The sequence below is a fragment of the Dysgonomonas reticulitermitis genome, from assembly GCF_054601275.1.
On the sequence record NZ_BAAHWU010000010.1, the window covers coordinates 1 to 25,820 of the forward strand.

A 25,820-nucleotide genomic window follows, 5' to 3' on the forward strand; every position below is an offset into this window, starting at 1 on the left:
GTCCGAAAAGGTATGTACCTGTAAGAGTAGTAAGTAGAAGGTAGTAAGTAGTGATTTATTGCTTCTTAATATTCAAAACTTCTCTCTGAACGTGCTACACTCTGAATAATGTTGTTTATTTTAAAAATATAAGCCCTTAGCTTATAGCCTATAGCCCTTAGCTTAAAAGCTAACCGCTAGCAGCTAGGAGCTAACCGCTGAAACACAAGAGAAACCAGGAAGCTGTCAGTCAGTTTCAGGAAGAAACAAGAAGCCAGTCCTATAGCTCAGTTGGTTAGAGCGCTACACTGATAATGTAGAGGTCGGCAGTTCAACTCTGCCTGGGACTACAAGGGGCAAGAAGCGACACTAAAAATCTTACAGAGAAAGAATTACCGGACAAAAGATGGTAAATACCGGATTTGCCTGAGATATACAGCCTATAGACGTCCTACGTTTGTAGGTTTTAATGTTTCAGTACATCCCAGAGACTGGAATGAGAACAAGAAGCAAGTAAAAGCAACGGAACCCCGCCATATCCTTTACAACAGACTCATCAAAGAACAATACCATAAAGCCGAAAGCATCATCTTGGATAACTATCTGATTCCTTTAACAGCACAAGAGTTTATAGAAAGATTTAAGGATAAGCATTACGGCAATGCTGATTTCTATGTCTTTATAGAACATGAATTGGAACTCTTGAAATCTACCAGAGCCAAACAAACTCTCTCCAACTATCGCAATCTGATTAACAAAATGAAAGAATGGAAACCTACTTTAACCTTCAAAGAAATCACCTTGGAATATATCCAACGTTTCCATGACTATGAAATCAAAGCAGGCAATCTGCTTTCTACCATCTATAAGAAACATGCCAATTTTAAATTCCTGCTAGGTCTGGCACAAAACAAAGAGTATTTCTCCTTGGGAATAACCTGAGCGTTGTGCTTGGGGACAAAATGCTTTAAGTCGACATAAGAGGTCGAATCATCCGTGTCCATTTCTGTGACATTGCCCGTGAGCTCTCCAACGACTTTATTGATGGTTTCCTTTTTCAAATTCAAATCATCAATCACTTTCATTTTTAAATAGCCTACCCTACGGGATTTTTGCCCTTCCTTCGGAAATTCCACCAGTTCACTTTCTGCCATAACAAGAACCTTTGTCTTCTTTTGGCTTCCACGCCCACGCTTGAGGGGTTTTTCTTTTTCAGCAGCGGGTGTCCCGGTGGAAAAATAGCCCTCATCCAGCTCTATGCGTCCGGCTAAAATGTACTCATCATCCCTTCTTCCCATCGCCTGACGGAGCTTGTGTACCATGTGCCAGACAGGCTGATACCGATTATGACCCAGCTGGCGTTGAATCTCCTTGGCTGAAAATGTCTTTTTCGTGGAAGTAAGTAAATCAATAGCGATGAACCAATAACGAAATGGCAGTTTGGATTTGTGCATCACTGTACCGCTTTTAAGGGTTATGCGCGTACGACAACCCTTGCACTCATATTGCTCCTTGTCCTGCTTCCAATAATGGTCATCCCCACCACATTTAGGGCAAATAACACCAGATTGGTCTCGATACTCTTTGAATTTTTGCTTACAACTCTCTTCGTCCGGAAATTGAGAGAAAAAATCGATTAAGGTCATAGAACTTAGATTTTTCTTTGTAAAGATAATCATTTTAGGTAAATATACGGGTATCAATTAAAAAGAAATATCCGAACAAATTTCGAACCGTTCAATTTATCCCGCCCTGTCATCAGGCGGGGTGGTTTCGCTTTGTATTTTTCCCAACGTTTATTGCATTGCTTTACCCCCGTTCGCGCAGACGTGTCCGCGCGAGTGAGTGAAACATTGTGCGGCGTTAGCTTTATCTATAATAGACAATTTGACAATTAGCGAATTAGCAAATTTGAAAATTTGAAACAACGTTCAACGGAACGAAGTATAGTTAAAATTTGAAAATGAGTGTGGAAAATGTTACTTTTTAGTTAAATTCTGGTTTGTCATGCTGACGACAGGAAGCATCTCCTGTCTCTCGGGGATCGGGATCCTTCCCTGCGGTCAGGATGACAAAGAGGATACGATGTTTAATTTGAAAATTAGCGAATTTGAGAATTTGAAAATGAATGTGGAAAATGTTACTTTTTAGTTAAAAAGATACGAGTAGACGAGATACGAGGTACAAGTTGTTGACTGACTACTGACTACTGCTAACTGTAGAAGTTTGTTACTTTTTAGTTAAAAAAGTTACGAGTAGACGAGGTACAAGGTACAAGTTGTTGACTGATGACTGATGACTGATGACTGCTAACTGCTGACTGATGACTGTAGTCGAGATCCTTCCCTGCGGTCAGGATGACAAAGAGGGTAGCCGCGCGAGCAAGGGGCTAACGGCTAAAAGCTATCGGCTAACGGCTAAAAAATAACTGTAGAAGTTTGTTACATTTTAGTTAAAAAAGTTACGAGTAGACGAGGTACAAGGTACAAGTTGTTGACTGTTGACTGTTGACTGATGACTGTAGTCGAGATCCTTCCCTGCGGTCAGGATGACAAAGAGGATACGATGTTTAATTTGAAAATGAGCGAATTTGAGAATTTGAAAATGAGTGCGGAAAATGTTACTTTTTAGTTAAAAAGTTACGAGGTACAAGTTGTTGACTGATGACTGCTAACTGTTGACTGATGACTGTAAGAACTGTAGTAGTTTGTTACTTTTTAGTTAAAATATATATTATTTGAAAGATGGTTAAAACAACGTTTAAAATAGAGAGGATGGACTGTCCTGGTGAGGAAAGTCTGATCAGAATGAAATTACAGGATTTGGATACAATAAAATCGCAGAATTACGATCTGAAGAATCGTACTCTAACTATATATCATATAGGAGATTATAAATCCATTGAAGCAGTTTTGGCTAGTCTGGACCTTGGTTCTCATCTTGTCGAAAGTGTAGAAGCGGAAGCTCAAGAAGAAGTTAACGAGGATGGGATACAAAGAAAGGTGCTATGGATTGTGTTGATCATAAATTTCACATTCTTTTTGGTAGAGATGGGCACCGGGCTTTTTTCGAAATCAATGGGGCTTGTTGCCGATAGCCTCGATATGCTAGCCGACTCATTTGTTTATGGAATGAGTCTGTTGGCTGTAGGAGCTGCTGTTTCAAGAAAAAAGAGGGTGGCAATGCTTTGTGGCTATTTCCAGATATTATTGGCATTGTTGGGTTTTATCGAAGTGATAAAACGTTTTATAGGAATCGAAGAACTTCCTGATTTTCAGACGATGATTGTGGTCTCTGTATTAGCTCTTATTGCGAACATCACTTGTCTTATATTGCTGCAAAAGACCAAAAGTGATGACGCCCATATACAGGCCAGTATTATATTTTCGTCCAACGATGTGGTTATCAATGCGGGTGTTATATTGGCCGGGTTCCTTGTATGGAGCTTTAAAACAGGTTTTCCCGACCTTATAATAGGAAGTATTGTTTTCTTTATAGTTTTCAGAGGGGCAATCAGGATATTGAAGCTATCGAGGAGTTAATCTGCTTGACTATTGCTATTTGTGTTTTTCATTCCCATATTAAAGTTATAGATTTCTTCTATTGGAATTACTTTCCGGGAAACTTTATTTATATCTTTCCCTTCTTTTGTCCATAAAAAAGGGTAGAAATTATAAGCATAATCAGGGTGTAGATTTTTCACATCGCTCTCCCAGTTATTCCACCTTAAACCCGGATAAAAATCATTCATATCCGTTTCGAAACAGAACAGTAAGAATTCCGTATATCCCATTTCCAGAGGTATCCAATCGAGAGATTCGGGAGCGAAGTAATATATATTTCCTGCGTCTTGTCCCAGCATTCCACCGTTGATCGCATAAAATCCTCCAATAGCATCGTCTGCTACCAGAAGATATGGCGCGGGTTCTCCGTATTCCGAGAATGTTTTACCCTTGTTCCATGAGGGTAATGACCTTTTCATCCGGTCGCAGCCTGAACCAAGGATGCGTATCCATCCGTTGTCGATTATCAGTCCTCCGGTTTCGTAGACAATAGCCCCCATTAATGAACGGGTTGTAATCTGTATATTGACAAGTGCTTCTTCGGCTTGCCGCTGGGTACGGGGCAGAATTTCAATATTGTTTTTAGCCAGATCGATCCATGTCTTTACCAGTTCCCATCCGGGTTCATTTGTATTTGTCAGTTCTTGCAGTGTCCGCATCAGAATTTAGTATTTCTGCAAAGTTATGAAATTAGTGTCATTCTTTTAATTGAGAAGGATAAACCTTATAAATAAAAGTGGCTGTCTGCTCAATAGACAACCACCTTAACAACCTTTATTTACTAATAGCCTCATTACTTAATGAGGAGAAGAGTGTGCTTATTTATCTTTCAGGGTTTCATTCCCAAAGCAGAGGTATAACCTGCGTTCTTCACACAGTTTTTGAATTTCATATTTTCCAACAGATCGGTCATCGCTTTTTTTACTGTATCCTGATCCGGTCTAACATCCCGTATTTTAGCAAATGAGTTTCTGTCTTGTTTCGTATATTCAATTATCAAATCCCAGTTTTCGGGTTTTGGAATCGTTACCATACAACTATTGGGTACCATCTTTTTATATGGCCAATAGTGCCAGCCAATATTGTTCCGCTCCATCAGGCGAGTCCACGCAGCAATCCACTGACCGGTATTTTCTCCTGTTTCACCCATATACATAGGCAGGTTTACGCTGTCCCTGAAATTTACAAAATCTTGTATGTTCGACTGTAGTGTATCGCACCAATAACGGTGGCAGGTATACATCAGTTTATCATCGAATTTGGAGTCTTTAAAAACACTGAAATTGCTATTCCATTGAGCTCCGCCCAGCAATACAATATGGTTCTTATCTACTGTACGAATGGCTTCCACACACCTTTTATACAGAGGCTCCAATGAATCGTTCAGATGAGCAAAATCTTTCATGAAGTAATGTGCAATAGGTTCATTGAGGAGGTCGTAGCCCAATATGAGAGTATCATTCGCATAATGCCCTGCGATATTTTTCCATATGTCACAGAACAAAGCTTTGCTGTCTTCGCTTTCCATTAACCAGGGATATCCATAACTATCGTCTATATTGTCACCTGTTTGCCCTCCCGGAGCATCGTGCATATCCAGAATAACATAAAGACCTTCTTCGCGGCACCATTCTACAACCTGGTCGATCAGTTCAAATCCATTCTGATCAGAGTCCACACCCATATAGTCCTCGTTCGTGAATAACTTGTAATGGAATGGAATACGAATTGAATTCATTCCCGTTTGTTTTATGTATTTTATATCTTCTTGGGTGATGTAGTTCTTTTTAAATTCATTCCAGAAATTTTTGGTGAAATCAGGACCTGCCATTTCGCAGAAAGCTTCGTTGATCTGCCTGTAAGATGCTGCTTCCGATCCGAAGAAGAACATATATCCTTCCGGATTGATCCAGTTTCCGAGATTGATTCCTTGTATTAAAAGTTTCTCGCCGTTTGGTTTAATAAGATTTGGGCCTTCAATACGGATAAACCGATCTGCTCCTTGTTTTTCTGCTTCTTTGTTGCAGCTAAACAGAATAAATGGTAAAAATAAAATGAATAAATTTTTCATACCGCAAAAGTTATAGTTGCTATTTACAAAACTGTTATCAGCTAAAAGAAAATATAAGAGGGTATGTCAAAAGATAGAACTCCCGTCATTGCGAACGAAGTGAAGCAATCCAGAGTATTGATTTTCATGGATTGCTTCGGGCTATCACCCTACCAATGACGTGTAAAAGACCTTTTGACACAACCCCATCTAACGGTACTCATTCTGTCACAGAAAAAGTACCTTTCAGGTTGGCATTGCTATTACCCCCAACCCAAACATTAAAATCACCTCTTTCAGCCTTTTTAACCAAATCTTTATTATAAAAGGCAAAGTCGTCTGTTGTCAATTTAAATTCGATAGTTTTGATTTCTCCGGCTTTCAGATTCACACGTTGAAAGCCCTTAAGTTCTTTCACCGGACGGATTATCGAGCCTACTTTATCCTGAATATAAAGTTGTACTACTTCTGTACCATCCGTATTACTTGTATTTTTTATCGTCGCTTTTACCGTTAAACTTCCATTCATCGGGATGGATGTAGACGAAAGGTTTAGATCTGAATATTCGAAAGTGCTGTAAGAAAGCCCGTACCCGAATGGAAACAATGGATCTTTACCCGAATCCAGGTAGAATGATGTATTTCCTAATGAGGTTTGTCCTGCTTCCAATTGAATTTGATCTAGTGTCATTACTTTTTCCGGTGCCGGACGCCCTGTGCTGTTATGATTATAATACATAGGGATTTGTCCCACTTCGCGGACAAATGTTACAGGAAGTTTTCCGCTAGGATTTGCCTTGCCAAACAACAAGTCGAAGATAGCCGGACCTCCCATCGTTCCCGGATGAAAATTGTAAAGTACAGCATCGGCATACGGAAGGTCACGTTCTATCGTTAACGGTCTTCCAGCCATAATCACAAGTACAACCGGCTTGCCGGCACTTTTTACTGCTTTCAGAAGATCTGACTGTACGCCAATAAGATTGATATTGGATAGAGAATGTGCTTCTCCTGACAGGATGGCTTCTTCGCCCAGAAATACGACTGCAACATCGGCATTGGCCGCTGCTTGTTTTGCTTTTTCAAAATTAGCAGTACTCTTATCGCGTGAATAACCTAAGGCTGGTTCGTACACATAATTAATATGTTTGTAATCGCCTTTCAACGCTCCTAAAGGAGTAACTGTATAATTTTTGTCTCCGTCAAATACCCATGTTCCCATCTGATCGTGAGGAGCATCGGCCATAGGACCTATTATTGCTATCTTTTTTGTTTCAGACAGAGGTAATGTGTTGTTATCGTTCTTGAGTAGGATAGCCGATTCAATAACCGCTTCTCTGGCTGCTTTCAAGTGATCTGCGGCATATAGTACCGATGGCTTCTTTGTGTCTACATATGGATTTTCGAACAATCCCATACGGAATTTTATACGCAATATATTACGCACAGCATTATCGATTGTCGCCATCAAAACTTTACCTTCTTTAACTAATTCAGGTAAATGTTGCAGATATACTCCGCTAACCATTTCCATATCCACTCCATTATTGGCCGAAAGCTCTGCTACTTGTTTCCCATCTTTTGCATATCCGTGAGCGATCATTTCAGTCATAGAAGCCCAATCCGATACAACAAAACCGTCAAACTTCCACTCGTCACGCAATACGTTTTTCAATAAGTAACCGTTTGCTGAAGCCGGTATCCCGTCGTTGTCGTTAAACGATGTCATCAGCGTTGCTGCTCCTGCATCGATCGCACTGTGAAACGGATGCAAATAAACATTTCTCAATAGAAGCGGAGGAATGTTTGTACTATTATAATCGCGACCACCTTCTGCTGCGCCGTAACCAATGAAATGTTTTACACAAGCCGCAATTGCATTTGAGTCAGCCAGATTTCCATTCCCCTGGAATCCTTTTACCATAGCAGCTCCAAGTATACCGCCCAGATAAGGATCTTCTCCAAGGCTTTCCGCGATACGTCCCCAGCGGGCATCACGCGAAATATCAAGCATAGGTGCAAATGTCCAGTTAACTCCGGTTGAACGGGCTTCCACAGCCGCGATATGTGCACCATCCTCTACAAGTTGGGGATTGAATGATGCTGCTTGTCCCAAAGGAATCGGGAATATGGTCTTGAATCCGTGTATTACATCGCGACCTATGATCATTGGTATTCCCAAACGGCTTTCTTTCAAAGCAGCGGCTTGTAGTTTGTTTACCATTTCGGGGTCAACAATATTTAACAGCGACCCTATTTTTCCTTCTTTGACAGGTTGTATAAAGTTTTTGTCAAGCATCTTATCAGCTTCGCTACGTATCAGGGCGATTTTTTCCTGCTTGGTCATTTCCGAAGGCTTTTTTTGCCCCTGACCTCCGGCAATACCCATCCTGACAAGGAATGTGTCCATATCGTCGTCACTATATTGAGCGATAGCTTTATCGTCTACTGCGAAGAAACTGACTTGATTCATTTGCCCTATTTTTTCTTCGAGGGTCATCTTCGAGAGTAAATCTTCAATTCGTTTCTCTACATTTGTCTGAGCATAGCCTGTAGTAAACAAGCCAGCCAAAACAAATATGCATAATAGTCTTAATTTTTTTCTTCTCATTTTCTTATTTCTTTTGATATATTCTTACGTAGTCGGCTGGAAAGGATAGTCCCGAATACGTCATTGTTATATAAGCTGGTGGAGTTTCCACGGGCGTAGGATACATTTACGCCGACTTTCAGCTTATTCAGGAAATTACGCTCATTGGCCGTGTAGATCTCATAATCGCTGTTGAGTCGAACCGACCACCGGTCGTAATTGGACGCGCCGTAATTACCGCCCAGAATCCCGTCCTGAACAAAACGTCCCAAAGACAGATAATATGCTCCCTTTTCGTTACCACCCTGGATACTCACTTCATGGTTTTGCACCGGCGCGTTGTCGTTAAAAGCGACATCCTGCCAATTGGTGCTAGGGATAACCCCACTACGAGCGTCGGCAATATTCTGAGCCGTATAGGCAAGTCCCAAATTAGAACTCAGATTGTATTCATTCATGAGGGTCATATATTGTTCCGAGTTGAGCATCGGCACTTTTCTCCACGGGGTTTGCCATCCCATGTTCATGTCATACGAAATTTTAGGCTTTCCTTCTTTTCCGCGTTTGGTAGTGACCAGTATAACGCCGTTACCACCCCGTGTACCATACACGGCAGCCGAAGCAGCGTCTTTCAGGATTTCCACCGATTCAATATCAGCAGGGTTCAGATTTTTGATCCCACCATCTACGGCCATACCGTCTACAATGTAAAGAGGGTTGTTGTCGCCGGTAGTTCCTACCCCGCGAATACGGATGTTGACATCGCTGCCCGGCTGCCCGGAGTTAGCTGTTATGGAAACGCCGGACACCTGTCCGTTCAACACATTCTCGATGCGGGAAGGTGTTAATTTTTCAAGATCAGATGCTTTTACGCTACTGATGGCGGCAGTTACCACACTTTTTTTCTGTACACCGTAACCTACAACAATTACTTCGTCAAGAATCTGTTGAGAAGGCTTCATCTTTACGTCTAATATTCCTCCGGTTACTTTAATTTCCTGAGGATCATATCCGACATAAGTAAACACTAAGGTGGCTCCGGACTTTACTTTTATGGTATATTGACCTTCTATATCGGTCAGCATTCCATTTGTAGTCCCTTTTTCTGCCACTGATACACCAATTAGAGCTTCTCCTGTAGCTATATCTGTGACAACGCCTTTAACATCGGCTGTTTGTCCAAATACAGTCAGGGAAGAAAAGAACAACGGAAGAACGAGTAGTAACTTCCATAAGAAAGGATTTCTCTTCATGATTGTTTTTTAAGGTTGATAACTTAGGGTGTTTTAATCTCTTTTTTGCAAATATAGGTTGAAAATCATTCTATTTTAAAATATATTAATACATCAAAAACTCAAAAAATGATTTTTGTGAATACTACATTACTACTACAACATTTAAAACAATCATTGTAAATCAACTATTTATGTAAATTGATATTTTCATTTATTGTTTTTAATAACGAATATTGTATATTTGGCTTTATAAATCATAATATTATGAGAAGAACCATAAGTCTATTATTATTGATTTTTTCTGTATCTGTATATTCTTCAACTGTTTGGCAACGAAAAGTAGTTAACTATGAAAGAAATCAATATAAAGCCGGATTTCAAAATTGGATGATCGCGCAATCCGAGAGAGGATGGATTTATTGTGCCAACTCTAACGGATTATTGGAGTTCGACGGCGTAAACTGGTCTTTATACCCGATAAGAAATAAATTATTACGTTCGGTAAAAGTCATTGATAAGAGAATCTATGTTGGGGGCAGTACAGAGTTTGGTTATTTTGAACCAAATGAACTAGGCTTGCTTTCATATAATTCTCTTTCCGAAAACACAAAAGATTGGGGAGGAGAAGTATGGAATATCCAGTCGGGCGAAGATAAAATATATTTCATTAGCGACAGACATGTACATATATACAATAAAAAAAGTACAGAATTGGTAACTATCAATGTTACTGCCAAGATAGATTGCTCAACGTTGATAGATGATGTTTTATATATAGGCACATCCGATGGTGTATTTTACTTGAAAAGTAGTATCCTTTTCTTTTTATCGACGTCAACATCTTTAAAAAATCAAAAACTCGTGAGTATATTATCTTATGGGAGTAAGATATTGGTGACAACTGCCCGGTTTGGTTTATACCTTGTCGATAATAACGGGATTCAGAAGATGGGTTCTGTTGCCGACGATTTTATTGCTAATAATCAACTTTTTTGCACATCTGTATTGGGGACTAAGATAGTTTTAGGTTCGGTTCAAAGCGGGGTGTTCCTGTTCGACCCGAAAGAACCGTTATATAGAGAAACCTTCAATATTGACAACGGACTGAAAAACAATACGGCGCTATGTACCTTTTTTGACAAAGATCAGAATCTATGGTTAGGGCTCGACAAAGGACTTAGTTATATAGATCTAAAATCGCCTATCCGTCCTCTTTTCTCTATCGTTTCTCCCATTGGTACCGGCTATTGTACCACGGAGTATAATAATGAAATGTATCTTGGTACAAATCAGGCATTATATAAGCTGGATAAGGATGGTTATCATCCGATAAAAGGTTCGGAAGGGCAGATATGGTCTATGAATATTATAGACAATACATTGTTTAGTTCCGGGGATAATGGTATTTTGGTGATCTCTCCGGCGGGATCGTATAAAATTAACATCCCGGGAACTTGGGAAACACATCCATTAAAGGCCGATAAAAACAGGCTAATCGCGGCAACCTATTCGGGACTAATTGTTATAGAAAGGGTTGGTGGACGCTGGGAATTATCTCATGGTATTCCTGATTTTTACGATTCGGCGAGAGGATTCATCGAAGACGACGAAAGTTACACATTCTGGATCGCCTTGAACGGGCGCATACAGAAAGTTAAGTTCGATCATACTCTAACTAAAATAATAGAGAGAAAATCCTATGCTGTGCCAATACGAGAAAATGTTTTTTTCCGGAAAATAGATAATAATCTAGTTGTTTGCGCTGATGATGGTATCTATAAATACAGCAGTATTACAGATGGGTTTGATCACTATACAGAATTAGAATCGATGTTAGACGGAAATAGATATTACGAGTATTTGTTTGCCGACGAATTAAAGAACATCTGGTATGTGTCGGATGGCATGCTTAAGATGTTGCCATATACTACTGAAGGATATAAAGCGCATATCTTTAACTGGGGATTGTCTAACGAATTGATCAGTAGTTATGAAAATGTGACTCTTATGAATAATAGATCGGCGATTGTAGCTGTGGACAATGCTTTTGTGAAGATAGATTTGTCACAAGCTGCTTATGAACCGAACTCTCTAAAGGTGCATATAAAGAAATTGACAAGTAGTAAAAATGATAGCATTATAAGCTACGGAGATGCACGTAAGGCTATAACATTACCTTTCTCCTTAAACTCCATACGTATTTATTTTCTAGCGACTGATTTTACTCATCCATCCGATATTTCATATACTTACCGGCTACGCGGAGTAGACAATGAATGGAGTGCACCATCTCCTAATCCATTAAAGGAATACACTAACTTAACAGAAGGTAGATATGTATTTGAAGTAAAAGCATATATCTTCGGAGAGGATTCTTCTTCGGAAGTAACAACTTTGATATTTGTGATCAATCCGCCTTGGTATAGGTCTATTTTCGCGTATTTAGTATATTTCCTCATAGTTATGTCACTCTTTTTTATCCTGTATAAAAAAACAATAGGTAAGCAGAAAAAGATCATACATCAGAAAGGAGAAGAGCTGATTGCGCAAAGCAAACGCCACGAAGCAGAACGTAAGATAAAAGATCAGGAAATATATGAACTTCAGAATGAGAATCTGAAAACAGAGTTAAAATATAAAACTCAAGAGCTTAACGGATATATTCTCAACGTAATCAGGAAGAATGAAATGCTGGAAGATGTTAGAAAGAATGTGGAGAGTATATCTAAAACCATTGACGAGGATAAAGACCTGAGTGCTATCAGGCAAAAAGTAGTTCGGCTGATCGGTCAGATAAATAGTAATATAGAAAGGGATGATGATTTTGAAGTATTCCAATCTAACTTTGATATTATCCATCAGGATTTCTTTAAATTGTTGGATGAGAAATTTCCCGGATTGACACGAAATGATAAAATCCTCTGCGCCTATTTAAATATGAATATGTCAACGAAAGAGATTGCTCCACTATTAAACATTTCAGTGAGGGGAGTAGAAGTAAACAGATATAGGCTACGAAAGAAAATGAACCTTGACAGGGATATAAACCTTTCGGATTTTTTAAGCGATTTAAAATAAAACATCTGACACTTTGATACCATAACAGGCGAATATCTCTAATATTCGCCTGTTATGATTTAATAAAAACTGCCAGTACCCTTTTATTTGAATTTTTTTGTCGAAACGTGCTGAGAAATATTGTTTATTTTTTTTTTGTGAAAAATATAAATCCTATCTTCGGAAAATCAGTTAGACCTAAAATCAAAGAGCGTGGAACTCAGACTCGACAATGCAATACCAGACTATCCATCTTTTATAGAAGGTATACGCCGTGCGCCTGACCGGATGTTTAACCTCAGTTTGTCTCAGACGGAAATAGCCCTTAAGAATGCCTTACGTTATATTCCGAAAGAGTTACACGGAGTATTAGCTCCCGAATTTCTTGGAGAGTTGAAAACCCATGGGCGCATTTATGGTTACCGTTATCGTCCGCAAGGGGATATTTATCCGAAGCCAATCGATCAATATAAAGGAAATTGTATTGAAGGAAAAGCTTTTCAGGTAATGATAGATAATAATTTATGCTTCGATATAGCTCTCTATCCATATGAATTGGTTACGTATGGGGAAACCGGGCAGGTTTGTCAAAACTGGATGCAGTACCGCTTGATAAAAAAATATCTGGAAATACTCACCCAGGAGCAAACTTTAGTCATAGAATCCGGTCATCCATTGGGATTATTCAGATCAAAGCCCGATGCTCCCCGTGTGATAATAACCAATTCGATGATGATCGGGATGTTTGATAATCAGGCCGATTGGGAAGTTGCGGCACAAATGGGTGTTGCCAATTATGGGCAGATGACAGCCGGAGGCTGGATGTATATCGGACCACAAGGGATTGTTCACGGTACATTCAACACCCTGTTGAACGCAGGACGCATTAAATTAGGCATTCCTCAGGATGAAGACCTTAAAGGATATTTATTTGTCTCTTCCGGGTTGGGAGGAATGAGCGGAGCCCAACCCAAAGCTGCTGATATAGCAGGAGCGGTATCTATTACGGCAGAGGTAGACTATTCGCGTATAGAAACCCGCGAAAAGCAAGGCTGGGTACATCATGTTGTAAATGATGCCGGAGATGCTTTTAAATTGGCATTGGAAGAAAAAAGGAAGAAAAAATCTTGTTCGATAGCTTATCACGGCAATGTTATCGACCTGTTGGAATACGCGGAAACAAACAGGATACATATCGACTTGTTGTCCGATCAGACTTCGTGCCACGCAGCATATGAAGGAGGCTATTGTCCGGCAGGTATTTCTTTCGGAGAACGTACCCGTCTGTTGAAAGAAGACAGGGATACATTCCGAAAGCTGGTAGACAAATCTTTGAGACGCCACTTCGAGGTCATTCGTAAATTGGTAGATAAAGGGACTTATTTTTTCGACTATGGAAATTCTTTTATGAAAGCTATTTACGATGCCGGAGTGAAAGAAATATCCAAAAACGGAGTAGATGAAAAAGATGGATTCATCTGGCCATCTTATGTAGAAGATATTATGGGGCCTGAATTGTTTGATTATGGTTACGGGCCGTTCCGTTGGGTATGCCTGAGCGGTAAACACGAAGATCTGGTAAAGACAGACCGGGCAGCGATGGAATGTATCGATCCTGATCGCAGAGGACAAGATCAAGATAATTATAATTGGATTCGTGATGCCGAAAAGAATCAATTGGTTGTGGGCACTCAGGCGCGTATTCTTTATCAGGACGCCTTAGGACGCATGAACATAGCTTTGCGTTTCAATAAGCTCGTTCGGGATGGGGAAGTGGGGCCTATTATGTTGGGGCGTGACCATCATGATGTTAGCGGTACGGATTCTCCTTTTCGCGAAACGGCAAATATAAAAGACGGCAGCAATGTGATGGCTGATATGGCTGTACAGTGCTTCGCCGGAAATGCTGCCCGGGGTATGAGCCTGATAGCTCTGCATAATGGAGGGGGAGTAGGTATCGGGAAGTCTATAAACGGAGGCTTCGGCATGGTTTGCGATGGAAGTGAGCGTGTCGATGAAATTATCCGTTCATCTATGTTGTGGGATGTGATGGGAGGTGTGGCGCGCCGTTCATGGGCACGGAACAAACATGCCATAGAGACCTGTGAATCTTTCAACCAATCACACGCTGGCGGATACCACATCACGATGCCATATATCGCCGATGATGATTTTATAACAAAACTTTGTAAGGAATAGAGATTAAAAATAATGAAAGGGTTAATCATAATTATATTATCATTTTTCGCTATCAATGCTTTTCCCCAGCAGGTTGATCTGGAGAAAAAAGCACAAGAAATAACAGAAGAAGGCAAGTATTTATACAGGCTGGAGATGGCTGCATGGCATGGTACGGATATTTTTCTTGAAAGTTTTAAAGAAAAAGCTCGTATAGGAGGCTACTTCACTTATATAGAAAAAGATACCCCAAAGTGCCTGTTTTTCTCGAAAGGAGAAAACGCTAAAGTAATCGGAGTAGTGTCGTTCGGAGATATAAAAGTGGTCGAGACTGCAACGATAGATTTTAAGGAAAGGGATTTTAAGCAAGATGAAAAAGAGCTTTATACGATGCGTACGACAGCTCTGCAAGAGATTCAGCAAGACACCTTATTCAAAAAATATACGAATGCTAGTTTCAATCTTATTCCTGTAATTTATAAGGATGAAAGAAAGGTGTATGTACTTACCGGCCCAAAGAAAGAAGGAGTAGTTTTGTTCGGAAACGATTACTTGCTTGCTTTTGATAAGCAGGAGAATTTAATAGAGAAGAAGGAGATACACAGAAACCTGATTCCCATTAAGTTTGAATTGGAAGATCAGGACGAGAGTAAAAAAATAGTGGCGAGTGTGCATTCACATGCTGCCGGGACAGGAGAATTTATCACTCCTACAGATATATGTACATTGATGCTATACGGCAAATTTACCGGTTGGAAACGCCATTTTGTTATTTCCGAAAACTATGTCAGTGTTTGGGATTGTGTAAACGAATCGCTGGTAATAATGACCACCGAAGAATATGAAAGAATGAGAGATGAGGAGAAATATGGGTAGTAGTTAGTAGTCAGTAGCAAGTAGTCAACAATCTTTAAATCTTTAAATCTTTAAATCCTTGAATCTTTAAATCCTGAAATAATATATCATGAGCTTAAATAAAATTGTAGAATGCGTGCCTAATTTCAGTGAAGGACGCGACCTTGAGAAAGTAGAAAAAATAGCCGGTGCATTCCGCGCAAAAGAGGGTGTAAAACTTCTGGATTACAGTACAGATAAAGATCATAACCGGATGGTTGTTACTGTCGTCGGTGAACCCGAAGCTCTGAAGAAGGCGATTGTAGAAGCTATTGGCATAGCTATAGAAGAAATAGACCTGAACCAACATAAAGGACAGCATCCGCGGATGGGTGCTGTAGATGTAGTACCTTTTATCCCTATTCGAAATGTATCGATGGATGAGGCTGTTGCTATGTCGAAAGAAGTCGCAAAAGAAGTAGCCGATAAATATGGCTTACCTGTATTCTTGTATGAGAAAGCGGCTTCCGCCCCTCATCGTGAGAACCTTGCCGCTATCCGCAAAGGCGAGTTTGAAGGATTGAAAGATAAAATGACTTTGCCTGAATGGAAACCTGATTTTGGCCCGGAACAACCGCATCCTACAGCCGGAGCTGTTGTTATTGGGGCTCGCATGCCGTTAGTGGCGTACAATGTAAATCTGAATACGAATAAACTTGAGATAGCAGATGCCATTGCTAAGAAAGTTCGTTTCCTTGGTGGAGGTTTGCGTTTTTGCAAGGCGATGGGTGTAGAATTGACTGACAGGGGTATTGTGCAAGTGTCGATGAATCTGACCGATTTCACCAAAACGGCTATCTACCGCGCCCATGAACTAGTACGTATCGAAGCGAATCGTTATGGAGTGAGCATTGTAGGTGCAGAGATCATTGGACTTATACCAATGGATGCACTGATTGATACGGCAGCTTATTATTTGGGGTTGGAAGATTTTTCAACAAAACAGGTATTAGAAACTCATCTGATGGAATGAGAGCCCCCTAGCCCCCAAGGGGGAACAATTTGAAAATGTGCCGATGTGCCAATATTAAAAACAGAATATGAGAAAAGGCAATATTATTATAAGGAATGCATCACAACTGGTAACTTGTAGCGGTTTCTCTGTAAAGAAGGGGAAGGAAATGTCCGACCTTTCGGTGATTGAGAATGGCACTGTCATCATCACAGATGGTACTATTTCGTATGTGGGAAAAGATTGCCCTTCATTGGCAAATTATCCGCATCATCAGGTGATAGATGCAACGGGAAAAGCAGTTTTACCCGGATTTGTCGATTCACATACTCATTTTATATTTGGAGGTTACAGGGAAGAAGAGTTTTCGTGGCGTATGCGCGGCGATAGCTATATGTCTATTATGGAACGTGGCGGAGGCATACATAATACGATGAATGCTACCCGCAAGGCTTCTTTTGAGGAATTGAAAGAAACCGGTCGCAAACGTCTCGATTCGATGCTGGCTATGGGTGTAACCACAGTGGAAGGCAAGAGCGGTTACGGTATGAATAAAGAGGCCGAGATCAAGCAGCTGCAAGCGATGAAAGCTCTGAACAAAGATCATCCTGTAGACATAGTCAGCACATTTATGGGAGCGCATGCTACACCACAAGAATATAAAGGGAGGGAAGACGATTTCCTCGATTATATGATCCGTGAGGTAATGCCGGAGGTGAAAGAAAAGAATCTGGCCGATTGCTGCGATATTTTTTGTGAACGGAATGTGTTCGACATAGAGCAGTCCCGCAGGTATCTGACAGCAGCCCGTGATCTGGGTTTCAACCTTAAAATCCATGCAGATGAGATTGTAACCTTAGGTGGCGCCGAACTGGCTGTGGAATTAGGTGCTCTTTCTGCCGATCATTTGTTGCAGGCATCAGACAAGGGGATACAAGATCTGGCAGGAAGTAATACGGTTGCCACATTATTGCCCTGTACGGCGTTTTCCTTAAAAGAGCATTATGCACGAGGGCGATATATGATCGATTCGGGGTGTGCTGTCGCTTTAGCTACCGACCTGAATCCCGGAAGTAGTTTTACAAACTCCATTCCATTGTTGTTTGCTTTGGCTTGTATTTATATGCGACTTTCGCCGGAGGAGGCGGTTACCGCAATCACAATTAACGGCGCGGCAGCAGTAGGACGAGCAGATATGATAGGCAGTATCGATGTCGGTAAACAAGGGGATTTGGTTATATTGGAGTATCCATCCTATAAATTTCTGCCTTATCATATTGGGATGAATATTGTGGAAAAGGTGATAAAGAACGGGGTTCTTATTGATTTAAAGATTCAAAGTTTAAAATTTAAAGATTGTTAGAGAATGGGGCGAATAGATCAATTCGAAGATTTGGAAGTTTGGAGATTAGCCAGAGAATTTGCTAAAGAAATTTTATTTATTGACCAATCAAAGGGATTTTTCCAAAGATTTTCGCCTGCGTGATCAAATAAGAGCGTCATCCGGTTCTATTATGGATAATATAGCCGAAGGATTTGAAAGAAATGGGAATAAAGAATTTATCCAATTTTCACATATTGCAAAAGGCTCATGCGGAGAAACCCGTAGTCAACTCTATAGAGTTTTGGATATACATTATATTAACAAAGAAAGTTTTGAGCAGAGTTATCAAAAGGCAACTATAATATCTCAATCGTTATCCAATTTTATTAAATATTTAAGAAAATCAGAACTAGATGGCATAAAATATCGAAAAGAAAATCTTTAAACTTTAAATTATAAATTATAATATCATGTTAGCAAAATTATCACTAAAAGATTTCTTGGCAAAAACGGCAGGCAGTGATCCCGTTCCCGGAGGAGGTAGCGTGGCGGCATTGAATGCGGCTCTAGCATCGGCATTAACCGAAATGGTTGCAAATCTTACGATTGGTAAGAAAAAGTATGAAGAAAAGGAAGATCTTATGCGAAGAATAGCTTCCTCGGCCAGTAATTATATGGCTAGCTTTGTACGCGACATAGATGCTGACTCCGAGGCCTACAATAAAGTCTTTGAAGCATTCAAATTACCGAAAGAAACCGATGAAGAGAAAGCCGAACGCACAAAAGAAATCCAGGCTGCGACTAAGCAAGCTGCCGAAATTCCGATGGAGGTTGCGCGTAAAGCCCTCGATATGATGGATATTATTGCAACGGTAGCAGAGAATGGAAATCAGAATGCGATTACTGATGCTTGCGTGAGTATGATGACTGCCAGAACAGCGGTGTTGGGTGCATTGTTGAACGTAAAAATAAATCTTTCCTCTATCAAAGATATTGAATATGTCGCCCTTATGACGCAGGAGGCAAATTATCTGGAACAAGAGGCTATTGCAAAAGAAAAGGAGTTGCTGGACAGGGTGAGTAAAATATTGTAACCTTATGAAGAATGTCTACTATATTGGTTCGGGAGATTTGACTTTCGAATTAATAGAAAATATAATTAATAAAAACCTGAAACTGGAACTAGCGCCTCAGGCGAAAGAGCGTATCCAAAAATGCAGGGACTATCTTGATTTGAAGGTGGCATCGCAAACTACTCCGCTGTATGGGATTACGACGGGTTTTGGGTCGTTGTGCAATAAGAATATATCACCAGACGAGCTTACTCGTTTACAGGAAAATCTTATAAAATCACATGCTTGCAGTGTGGGTTCAGAAATATCGCCGGTGATTGTTAAGTTGATGATGTTGCTCAAAGCTCATGCCCTTTCGTTGGGATATAGCGGAGTTCAGGTAATAACTGTAGAGCGTATCATCGATTTCTTTAACAATGACATTATACCCATCGTATGCGATCGTGGTTCGTTGGGTGCATCCGGTGATTTAGCCCCTTTGGCAAATCTATTCCTCCCGCTTATAGGTGTAGGCGATGTATATTATCAGGGAAAGAAACGTGAAGCAATGGGCGTTCTCGATGAATTCGGCTGGAAGCCTATCCGCCTGATGAGTAAAGAAGGGCTGGCTCTGCTGAACGGCACTCAGTTTATGAGTGCTAACGGCGTATTTGCCATGTTGAGAGCTTTCAAACTTTCTAAAAAAGCAGATTTGATTGCCGCATTGTCGCTCGAAGCGTTTGATGGCTGTATCGATCCTTTTTATGAAGGACTGCACCAAATGAGGCCTCATCAGGGACAGATCAGAACTGCTGAAACTTTCAGAAAATTACTTCAGGGAAGCGAGCTTATTTCCCGAAAGAAAGATCATGTGCAAGATCCATATTCTTTCCGATGCATTCCGCAAGTGCATGGCGCGACTAAGGATGCTATCAACTATGTCTCATCTGTTTTACTGACAGAGATAAATTCGGTGACAGACAATCCGACGATTTTCCCCGATGAGGATAAAATTGTTTCAGGGGGTAATTTTCACGGACAACCACTTGCTATCACTTACGATTTTCTGGCTATCGCTTTGGCAGAGCTAGGCAATATTTCGGAGCGGCGTGTGGCCCAGTTGATTATGGGCTTGCGGGGGTTGCCTGAATTTCTGGTTGCCAATCCGGGGGTGAATTCCGGGTTCATGATTCCCCAGTATACATCGGCGTCAATGGTCAGTCAGAACAAAATGTACTGCTATGCGGCTTCCAGTGATTCGATTGTTTCTTCCAACGGACAGGAAGACCATGTAAGCATGGGGGCGAATGCAGCTGTCAAGCTTTTCAAGATCATGGATAACTTAAACCATATTCTTGCAATAGAATTGATGAATGCAGCGCAAGGGATCGACTTCCGCCATCCGGTAAAAACATCACCTGTTCTTGAAGAGTTCTTAAAAGAATACCGTAAAGAAGTGCCTTTTGTGAAAGATGATATAGTAATGTATAAAGAAATCCATAAAACTGTTGCTTTTTTGAACAGGGTTTCTTTAGATTTTATGGAATAATATATAGACAAGTGGCTGTCCCGAAAGTAAAAGATCCTTCATCCGTCATTGCGAACTTAAAAGGCGAAGCAATCCAGAAACAGATAGCTGGATTGCTTCGGGTAAACCCTCGCAAAGACGGGAATTCTATCTTTTGAGACAGCCTGTTTAGATCAGAGAAGCTTCGGGTATACATAAAACCTCATAGTTATGTAGCAATACATATCAGCTCTAATCACTACCTTAGCCCCCAATTAAAGGAAACTCATGTTAAAGCGGATATTAAAGATTTTAAAACGAGTATTGATCAGCATCATTGTGTTCACTGCACTTTATTTCGGTATCGGATATTGTTGCTCGCACATCGTTATATCGGCAGAAAAAGATGCCGCCAAAGAAGTTCCTGTTTTTATTAAGACCAATGGTAAACATACTGATATAGTTGTTCCCGTCCGTAATGAAATAATAGACTGGAGTAAGAAAATACCATTCCAAAACAATATTTCCCAAGATACGGTATATAGTTTTCTCGCATTTGGCTGGGGAGACAAAGGCTTTTTTCTTGATATGCCTACATGGGACGATCTCACTTTCGGACTTGCCTTCAAAGCCGCTTTCTGGCTCGGGACGACAGCTATGCATACCACATATTATAAGGAATTGGCAGAAGATAATAATTGCCGGAAGATGATGATCAGTAAGCAACAATATGAATGCCTGGTAGTCTTTATTACCGATAGGTTTAAGAAAGGAGCAGATGGTAATTTCATAAACATCAAAACCGATGCAGCCTATGGCACCGCTGATGCTTTTTACGAGGCCAGAGGACATTACAATCTATTCTATTCGTGCAATACATGGGTAAACGATGCTCTAAAGGCTTGTGGGCAGAAACATTGTCTTTGGACATTTTTTGACGATCCTATATTTTCAATTTATAAATGAATAAACAGAGTCTTATCTCCGGCGTTTTATATAATTCTATCTTAAATACTCTGGCATAGGATAAGCTACATATCTCTAATCCATAGCCTAATATTTCTGTAAACTTTTCCCTTTTTGCATCGCTTTGAGAATATTTTTCCTTACAGTTCGAATAGCGGGGCATAATTCCCCTTCCATCATTTCAAGAGTAATTTTTAGTTCCTGAGTTAATTCAGGGATAGTACGGCAGAGCTCGTAAGCTATTTTCATACATAGAGACTGCACACCCGGTAATTCCTGAGAAGACAGCATCCGCTCTAAACAGAAATCCAAGAAATCAACCCTCGGAGGATCAGCGAAAGGCTGTTTATAAAGCAAATTGAGGAGGATTCTTCGCTTGCCTCCATGCTTACAAGTTATCACTTCGTCAATAAGCTCACCTTGCTTTTCATATAGCCATTTATTAGCTTCTGAAGAAAAATGAGTGAAAATCCAAGCCGCATAATATCCTATTTTTTCATCTTCTCCAATAATCAAATCATATAGTTCTTGTTTACAACGATCGCTATGTTGGGTTAAACGAAGTATTTCGTAAATGTCGTCCATCCCTATACGCCCGGCAAGCTTAGTCTCGAAGTTCATTTGTAGTCTGATTTTGAATCGATAGATATTTTTGTTTATTTGCCTCGCTAAAACTTTTCTTACTTTATTATAACAACCTGGAAATAAATTATTACTCCTTAGAAAAGGAGAATGGAAAGTCGCAATCTTCGATACCTCGATTATGATTCGGAGTTAAAGACATTTCGTAATTTATTATCGCTCCTTTTATTAGTTCCGAATAATTAAGAAAATTCTTGGTGTACTCTTTACCATTGAATTTCAACGACGAAATATATCTATTTGCAGGCGAATTATCCGTAGCCGATAGTTCTATCTTATTCCCGTTTTCAAGAGTGATAGTTGCTTTCTTGAATAAAGGTGAACCAATTATATATTCGTCGCTACCAGGACATACAGGATAGAAGCCTAACGAAGAGAATACGTACCAGGCTGAGGTTTGTCCGTTATCTTCATCGCCGCAATAGCCATCAGGCAATGATGTATAAAGTTTATCCATCACTTCACGTGCCCAATATTGGCTCTTCCATGGCTGGCCAGCCCAATTGTATAAGTATATCATGTGCTGAACCGGCTGATTTCCATGAGCATAATTCCCCATGTTCATAATAACCATTTCGGTTATTTCGTGAATTTCGAATCCATAGTAGCTATCATCAAAGATTGGAGGCACAACAAATACCGAATCCAGCATCTGTGCAAAGTTTTCTTTTCCTCCCATCAAGCTGATTAAGCCCTGTACATCATGGAAAACACTCCAAGTATAATGCCAACTATTTCCCTCCGTAAAGGCGTCTCCCCATTTATAAGGGTTGAAAGGCGCCTGGAAGCTACCATCTTTGTTTCGTCCACGCATTAGTTTGGTTTCAGGGTCGAATAGATTTCGGTAGTTCATGGCTCTGGTACTCCATTTGCTTATTTCTTCTTCTGGGCGGTTAAGCTTTTTTGCGAGTTGAAGAATACACCAGTCGTTGTATGCGTATTCGAGTGTACGGGCTGCGTTTTCTTTAATGCTTACATCATAAGGAATGTATCCGAGTGTATTGTAATACTCGTGTCCCAGTCGACCCGTAGAATTTACTCCCGGATAAACATTCTCTGTTCCGTGTACCAATGCCTTGTATAAAATCTCTAAATCTTGCCCCGATATGCCTTTCATTACAGCATCAGCCACTACCGAAGCTGAATTATTGCCGATCATACAGTCGCGATGCCCCGGACTAGCCCATTCCGGCAAGAATCCGCTTTCCAATGTAACATTAACAAGTCCTTGCTGAATCTCTTCGTTCACCGACGGATAGACAAGGTTCAACAATGGGAATAAGCTTCGGAAAGTATCCCACAAACCAGTATCGGTGTACATATATCCCGGAAGAACTTTTCCGTTGTAAGGACTGTAGTGGACAACCTTTCCGTTTTCGTCAACCTCATAAAATTTGCGGGGGAAAAGAACACTTCTGTACAGGCACGAATAGAATGTACTGTATTGCTCTGTTGTTCCGCCTTCTACCTGAATACGACCTAATATATCGTCCCAGCGCGATTGGGCTTTATCTTTGATTGTATCGAAATCTTCGCTACCCAATTCTTTCAGATTGGTATAAGCCTGATCGAGGCTAATGAAAGATGAGGCTATACGCGCATTTACTTGTTGACCTCTTTTTGTATCGAAACCAACAATCGCTCCGGCATGATCTCCTTTGTATTCTTGGGCTCCTGCTATAATCTTGCTCCCATCTTGCCATACATTCGTACTGGCAAACGGCGTGTCGAATTCAATAACGAACCAGTTACAGAAATTATCGGGTACGCCTCCGCTATTTCGGGTGGTATATCCTACAACCGTATTTTTCTCAGGGATCACTTTTATATACGACCCTTTATCGAAGGCGTCGACTACGACGGCATTTTCGTTGCTTTCCGAAAATGTAAACCGTATAATAGCTGCCCTTTCGGTTGGCGCCAGCTCTGCAATCACGTCATGATCTCCCAGATACACGCTGTAATAATAAGGCTTAGCCACTTCCGATTTGTGCGAGAAAGAGCTGCTGCGAGCATCCTGATCGATTTTGCTACGTCCTTTCACAGGCATGACCGAGAATTGTCCATAATCATTGATCCATGGACTTGGTTGATGTGTTTGCTTAATACCGCGTATCTTGTGGTCAGCATAATTATATGTCCAGCCATCGCCCATTTTACCGGTTTGCGGAGTCCAGAAATTCATACCCCATGGAAGCGCCGTAGCCGGATATGTATTCCCCGTCGACAGAGCAAATGTGGATAACGAGCCGACAAGCGTACTGACATAACCGGACGGACAAGATTTCTCATTTTGTATTTCGATGCCGGTCTTTTTGCAAGCCTCCATAGAAATAAGGACAGCTGTTACTATAAAAGGGAGAAGCAATTTTTTCATAGGATAATCGACTTAATTTATAGAGTTTAATACATTTAGTTTCCCATCGTTGACAAGCTTAATGATAAGTTCCCCAAATAAAGTGTTCTGCCAAGCAAACCATTCGCGGGTAAACTCCTCCGGATTGTCTTTGTGGAACGATTCGTGCATAAATCCGGTATTGGCATCCGTTGCCAAGAGTTGTGCAATACATGCCTTTATCTCTGTATCATCTTGAGATGTGAAAGCTTTCATCATAATACTCATTGGCCATATCATATCGTGACGACCAATATGCGGGCTGCCTATTCCTTCGCCGGCTTTACCTTTAAAGAAGTAAGGATTATCATCACTCCATACAAACCGGCGTGTATTCTGATAGATTGGATCATTTACATCTACATCGCCCAAATATGCCATTGCCAACAGACTTGGAACATTCGGATCATCCATAAGATATTGATTGCCAAAGCCATCAACCTCGTAAGCGTAGATAGTTCCGTATTTCGGGTGGTTATAAGTCGCATATTGTTTAAGAGCAGTTTTTACTTCATCAGCTAAAACTGTGCACTCATTAGCAAGCTTTTCATTTTTATTGACCGTAAGAAGTATCTCAGCAGCTTTGCGTAATGAAGATACAGCCATAAAATTGGAAGGAACAAGGAATTCGTATGATGTAGCATCGTCCGAAGGGCGGAAAGCAGAAGCTATCAGGCCAACGGGTTTTACGGGGTTGCCCCACCCTCGATTGTTCTTTGTATCTAACTGACGGTCCGTTACCCGAAGGAAAAAATATTCGCCCGGACTATCCTTACGCTGCTGTTCCTTCATTGTCTTCAGTATATTTTCGATAGCTTTGATCCATGTATTACCAAAAACTTGTGTGTCATCCGTAATTTTCCAATATTCATATGCCAGACGGATAGGATAACATTGCGAATCAATTTCCCATTTACGTTCATAAACAAGCGGATTAGCAGGCTCGTTAGTAACATCACTGGCCCAACGGCTATTTTCAACAGCTCCATCGTTGAAAGCATTGGCATAAGGATCTATCGTCAAGCAGATAAACTGACGGTTAATAACTCCTGCCAGCATACCTTTCAACTTTGCATCGCGATTGGCATACCGAACATACGGCCATACCTGAGCTCCCGAGTCGCGTAGCCACATGGCATGAATATCTCCCGTATAAACGAAAGTATCATGCATACCGTTCGTCCGGCGATAATGTACAGTTGTTTCCAACGTATTGGGATAGCAGTTTTCGAACATCCATGCCAGCTTCGGATTTTTTAGTAATCCTTTTATACGGGTTATTTCACTCTCTACAATCTGCGAAGTGAATAATCTCTCTTTGGCAGGCTTACGTTGAGATACGTATTCAGATTTGACCTGACCTGTGAGGGGCAGAGTACTTATTCCTGCACAGATCAAAAATGATATAAAAAAATGCTGTAATTTCATCTCTAGCT

Annotated in this window: 18 protein-coding genes, 1 tRNA gene and 1 pseudogene; 12 read left to right on the plus strand and 8 right to left on the minus strand. The window is 40.6% G+C overall.

Features of this window, described 5'->3' with window-relative positions:
* Positions 1-255: 255 nt before the first annotated feature.
* Positions 256-329: transfer RNA gene (locus ACYPZI_RS06295), tRNA-Ile, on the plus strand.
* Between the two features lie 25 nt (positions 330-354).
* Complete coding sequence (locus tag ACYPZI_RS06300; protein ID WP_459599831.1) at positions 355-921, plus strand: phage integrase SAM-like domain-containing protein; 567 nt, start codon at positions 355-357, stop codon at positions 919-921.
* Here the strand turns inward: ACYPZI_RS06300 and ACYPZI_RS06305 are convergent.
* Positions 900-1,625: pseudogene (locus ACYPZI_RS06305) on the minus strand (IS1595 family transposase); the annotation flags it as partial. The gene ACYPZI_RS06300 and the pseudogene ACYPZI_RS06305 sit on opposite strands and share 22 nt — an antisense overlap.
* A gap of 1,128 nt (positions 1,626-2,753) precedes the next feature.
* On the opposite strand from ACYPZI_RS06305, the gene ACYPZI_RS06310 reads away from it, so the two are divergent.
* Positions 2,754-3,521, plus strand: a complete 768-nt coding sequence (locus tag ACYPZI_RS06310; RefSeq protein WP_459599731.1) for a cation transporter — start codon at positions 2,754-2,756, stop codon at positions 3,519-3,521.
* Here the strand turns inward: ACYPZI_RS06310 and ACYPZI_RS06315 are convergent.
* From ACYPZI_RS06315 to ACYPZI_RS06330, 4 genes are all read right to left on the minus strand, one after another.
* Positions 3,518-4,201, minus strand: a complete 684-nt coding sequence (locus ACYPZI_RS06315; RefSeq protein ID WP_459599733.1) for a DUF2625 domain-containing protein — start codon at positions 4,199-4,201, stop codon at positions 3,518-3,520. The genes ACYPZI_RS06310 and ACYPZI_RS06315 overlap by 4 nt on opposite strands.
* A gap of 170 nt (positions 4,202-4,371) precedes the next feature.
* Positions 4,372-5,613: a glycoside hydrolase family 5 protein gene (locus tag ACYPZI_RS06320; RefSeq protein ID WP_459599735.1), complete on the minus strand. Its 1,242-nt coding sequence runs from the start codon at positions 5,611-5,613 to the stop codon at positions 4,372-4,374.
* A 199-nt stretch (positions 5,614-5,812) separates the two neighbouring features.
* On the minus strand, positions 5,813-8,203 hold the full coding sequence (gene bglX, locus ACYPZI_RS06325) for a beta-glucosidase BglX (RefSeq protein ID WP_459599737.1): 2,391 nt from the start codon (positions 8,201-8,203) through the stop codon (positions 5,813-5,815).
* Positions 8,200-9,435 (minus strand): SusC/RagA family TonB-linked outer membrane protein, encoded by a 1,236-nt coding sequence (locus ACYPZI_RS06330; protein ID WP_459599739.1) that lies wholly within the window; start codon positions 9,433-9,435, stop codon positions 8,200-8,202. Before ACYPZI_RS06330 ends, bglX begins: the two co-directional genes overlap by 4 nt.
* A 246-nt stretch (positions 9,436-9,681) precedes the next feature.
* Here ACYPZI_RS06330 and ACYPZI_RS06335 point away from each other — a divergent pair, with 246 nt between their 5' ends.
* From ACYPZI_RS06335 to ACYPZI_RS06375, 9 genes are all read left to right on the plus strand, one after another.
* Positions 9,682-12,495, plus strand: a complete 2,814-nt coding sequence (locus tag ACYPZI_RS06335; protein ID WP_459599741.1) for a triple tyrosine motif-containing protein — start codon at positions 9,682-9,684, stop codon at positions 12,493-12,495.
* Between the two features lie 192 nt (positions 12,496-12,687).
* On the plus strand, positions 12,688-14,673 hold the full coding sequence (locus tag ACYPZI_RS06340) for a urocanate hydratase (protein ID WP_459599743.1): 1,986 nt from the start codon (positions 12,688-12,690) through the stop codon (positions 14,671-14,673).
* A gap of 12 nt (positions 14,674-14,685) precedes the next feature.
* Positions 14,686-15,528, plus strand: coding sequence for a hypothetical protein (locus ACYPZI_RS06345; RefSeq protein ID WP_459599745.1), 843 nt, complete (start codon positions 14,686-14,688; stop codon positions 15,526-15,528).
* 88 nt (positions 15,529-15,616) lie between these two features.
* A complete protein-coding gene (ftcD, locus tag ACYPZI_RS06350) occupies positions 15,617-16,519 on the plus strand; it encodes a glutamate formimidoyltransferase (protein ID WP_459599747.1) in 903 nt (300 codons plus the stop codon).
* 67 nt (positions 16,520-16,586) lie between these two features.
* Entirely contained in the window at positions 16,587-17,861 is a 1,275-nt protein-coding gene (gene hutI / locus ACYPZI_RS06355) for an imidazolonepropionase (protein WP_459599749.1), read from the plus strand.
* A 58-nt stretch (positions 17,862-17,919) separates the two neighbouring features.
* Positions 17,920-18,267 carry a four helix bundle protein gene (locus ACYPZI_RS06360; protein WP_459599751.1) on the plus strand — a complete coding sequence of 116 codons (348 nt, stop codon included), beginning with the start codon at positions 17,920-17,922 and terminating at the stop codon, positions 18,265-18,267.
* Between the two features lie 25 nt (positions 18,268-18,292).
* Positions 18,293-18,916 (plus strand): cyclodeaminase/cyclohydrolase family protein, encoded by a 624-nt coding sequence (locus ACYPZI_RS06365; RefSeq protein WP_459599753.1) that lies wholly within the window; start codon positions 18,293-18,295, stop codon positions 18,914-18,916.
* A 4-nt stretch (positions 18,917-18,920) separates the two neighbouring features.
* Positions 18,921-20,423 carry a histidine ammonia-lyase gene (gene hutH, locus ACYPZI_RS06370; RefSeq protein ID WP_459599755.1) on the plus strand — a complete coding sequence of 501 codons (1,503 nt, stop codon included), beginning with the start codon at positions 18,921-18,923 and terminating at the stop codon, positions 20,421-20,423.
* A 246-nt stretch (positions 20,424-20,669) separates the two neighbouring features.
* Entirely contained in the window at positions 20,670-21,347 is a 678-nt protein-coding gene (locus ACYPZI_RS06375; RefSeq protein WP_459599757.1) for a TIGR02117 family protein, read from the plus strand.
* A gap of 87 nt (positions 21,348-21,434) precedes the next feature.
* On the opposite strand, the gene ACYPZI_RS06380 is transcribed toward ACYPZI_RS06375, so the two are convergent.
* From ACYPZI_RS06380 to ACYPZI_RS06390, 3 genes are all read right to left on the minus strand, one after another.
* Entirely contained in the window at positions 21,435-21,968 is a 534-nt protein-coding gene (locus tag ACYPZI_RS06380) for a hypothetical protein (RefSeq protein WP_459599759.1), read from the minus strand.
* 91 nt (positions 21,969-22,059) lie between these two features.
* The gene (locus ACYPZI_RS06385) at positions 22,060-24,366 is read right to left on the minus strand and encodes a GH92 family glycosyl hydrolase (protein ID WP_459599761.1); all 2,307 of its coding nucleotides are present in this window, start codon (positions 24,364-24,366) and stop codon (positions 22,060-22,062) included.
* Between the two features lie 12 nt (positions 24,367-24,378).
* Positions 24,379-25,812: a glycoside hydrolase family 125 protein gene (locus ACYPZI_RS06390; RefSeq protein WP_459599763.1), complete on the minus strand. Its 1,434-nt coding sequence runs from the start codon at positions 25,810-25,812 to the stop codon at positions 24,379-24,381.
* Positions 25,813-25,820: the final 8 nt, after the last annotated feature.

Coding starts and splice junctions, on each gene's coding strand:
- ACYPZI_RS06330 (WP_459599739.1), bottom strand. CDS start 9,435: ATGAAGAGAAATCCTTTCTTATGGAAGTTACTACTCGTTCTTCCGTTG.
- hutI (WP_459599749.1), top strand. CDS start 16,587: ATGAGAAAAGGCAATATTATTATAAGGAATGCATCACAACTGGTAACT.
- ACYPZI_RS06345 (WP_459599745.1), top strand. CDS start 14,686: ATGAAAGGGTTAATCATAATTATATTATCATTTTTCGCTATCAATGCT.
- ACYPZI_RS06315 (WP_459599733.1), bottom strand. CDS start 4,201: ATGCGGACACTGCAAGAACTGACAAATACAAATGAACCCGGATGGGAA.
- ACYPZI_RS06320 (WP_459599735.1), bottom strand. CDS start 5,613: ATGAAAAATTTATTCATTTTATTTTTACCATTTATTCTGTTTAGCTGC.
- ACYPZI_RS06385 (WP_459599761.1), bottom strand. CDS start 24,366: ATGAAAAAATTGCTTCTCCCTTTTATAGTAACAGCTGTCCTTATTTCT.
- ACYPZI_RS06335 (WP_459599741.1), top strand. CDS start 9,682: ATGAGAAGAACCATAAGTCTATTATTATTGATTTTTTCTGTATCTGTA.
- ACYPZI_RS06390 (WP_459599763.1), bottom strand. CDS start 25,812: ATGAAATTACAGCATTTTTTTATATCATTTTTGATCTGTGCAGGAATA.
- bglX (WP_459599737.1), bottom strand. CDS start 8,203: ATGAGAAGAAAAAAATTAAGACTATTATGCATATTTGTTTTGGCTGGC.
- hutH (WP_459599755.1), top strand. CDS start 18,921: ATGAAGAATGTCTACTATATTGGTTCGGGAGATTTGACTTTCGAATTA.
- ACYPZI_RS06375 (WP_459599757.1), top strand. CDS start 20,670: ATGTTAAAGCGGATATTAAAGATTTTAAAACGAGTATTGATCAGCATC.
- ftcD (WP_459599747.1), top strand. CDS start 15,617: ATGAGCTTAAATAAAATTGTAGAATGCGTGCCTAATTTCAGTGAAGGA.
- ACYPZI_RS06310 (WP_459599731.1), top strand. CDS start 2,754: ATGGACTGTCCTGGTGAGGAAAGTCTGATCAGAATGAAATTACAGGAT.
- ACYPZI_RS06365 (WP_459599753.1), top strand. CDS start 18,293: ATGTTAGCAAAATTATCACTAAAAGATTTCTTGGCAAAAACGGCAGGC.
- ACYPZI_RS06380 (WP_459599759.1), bottom strand. CDS start 21,968: ATGAACTTCGAGACTAAGCTTGCCGGGCGTATAGGGATGGACGACATT.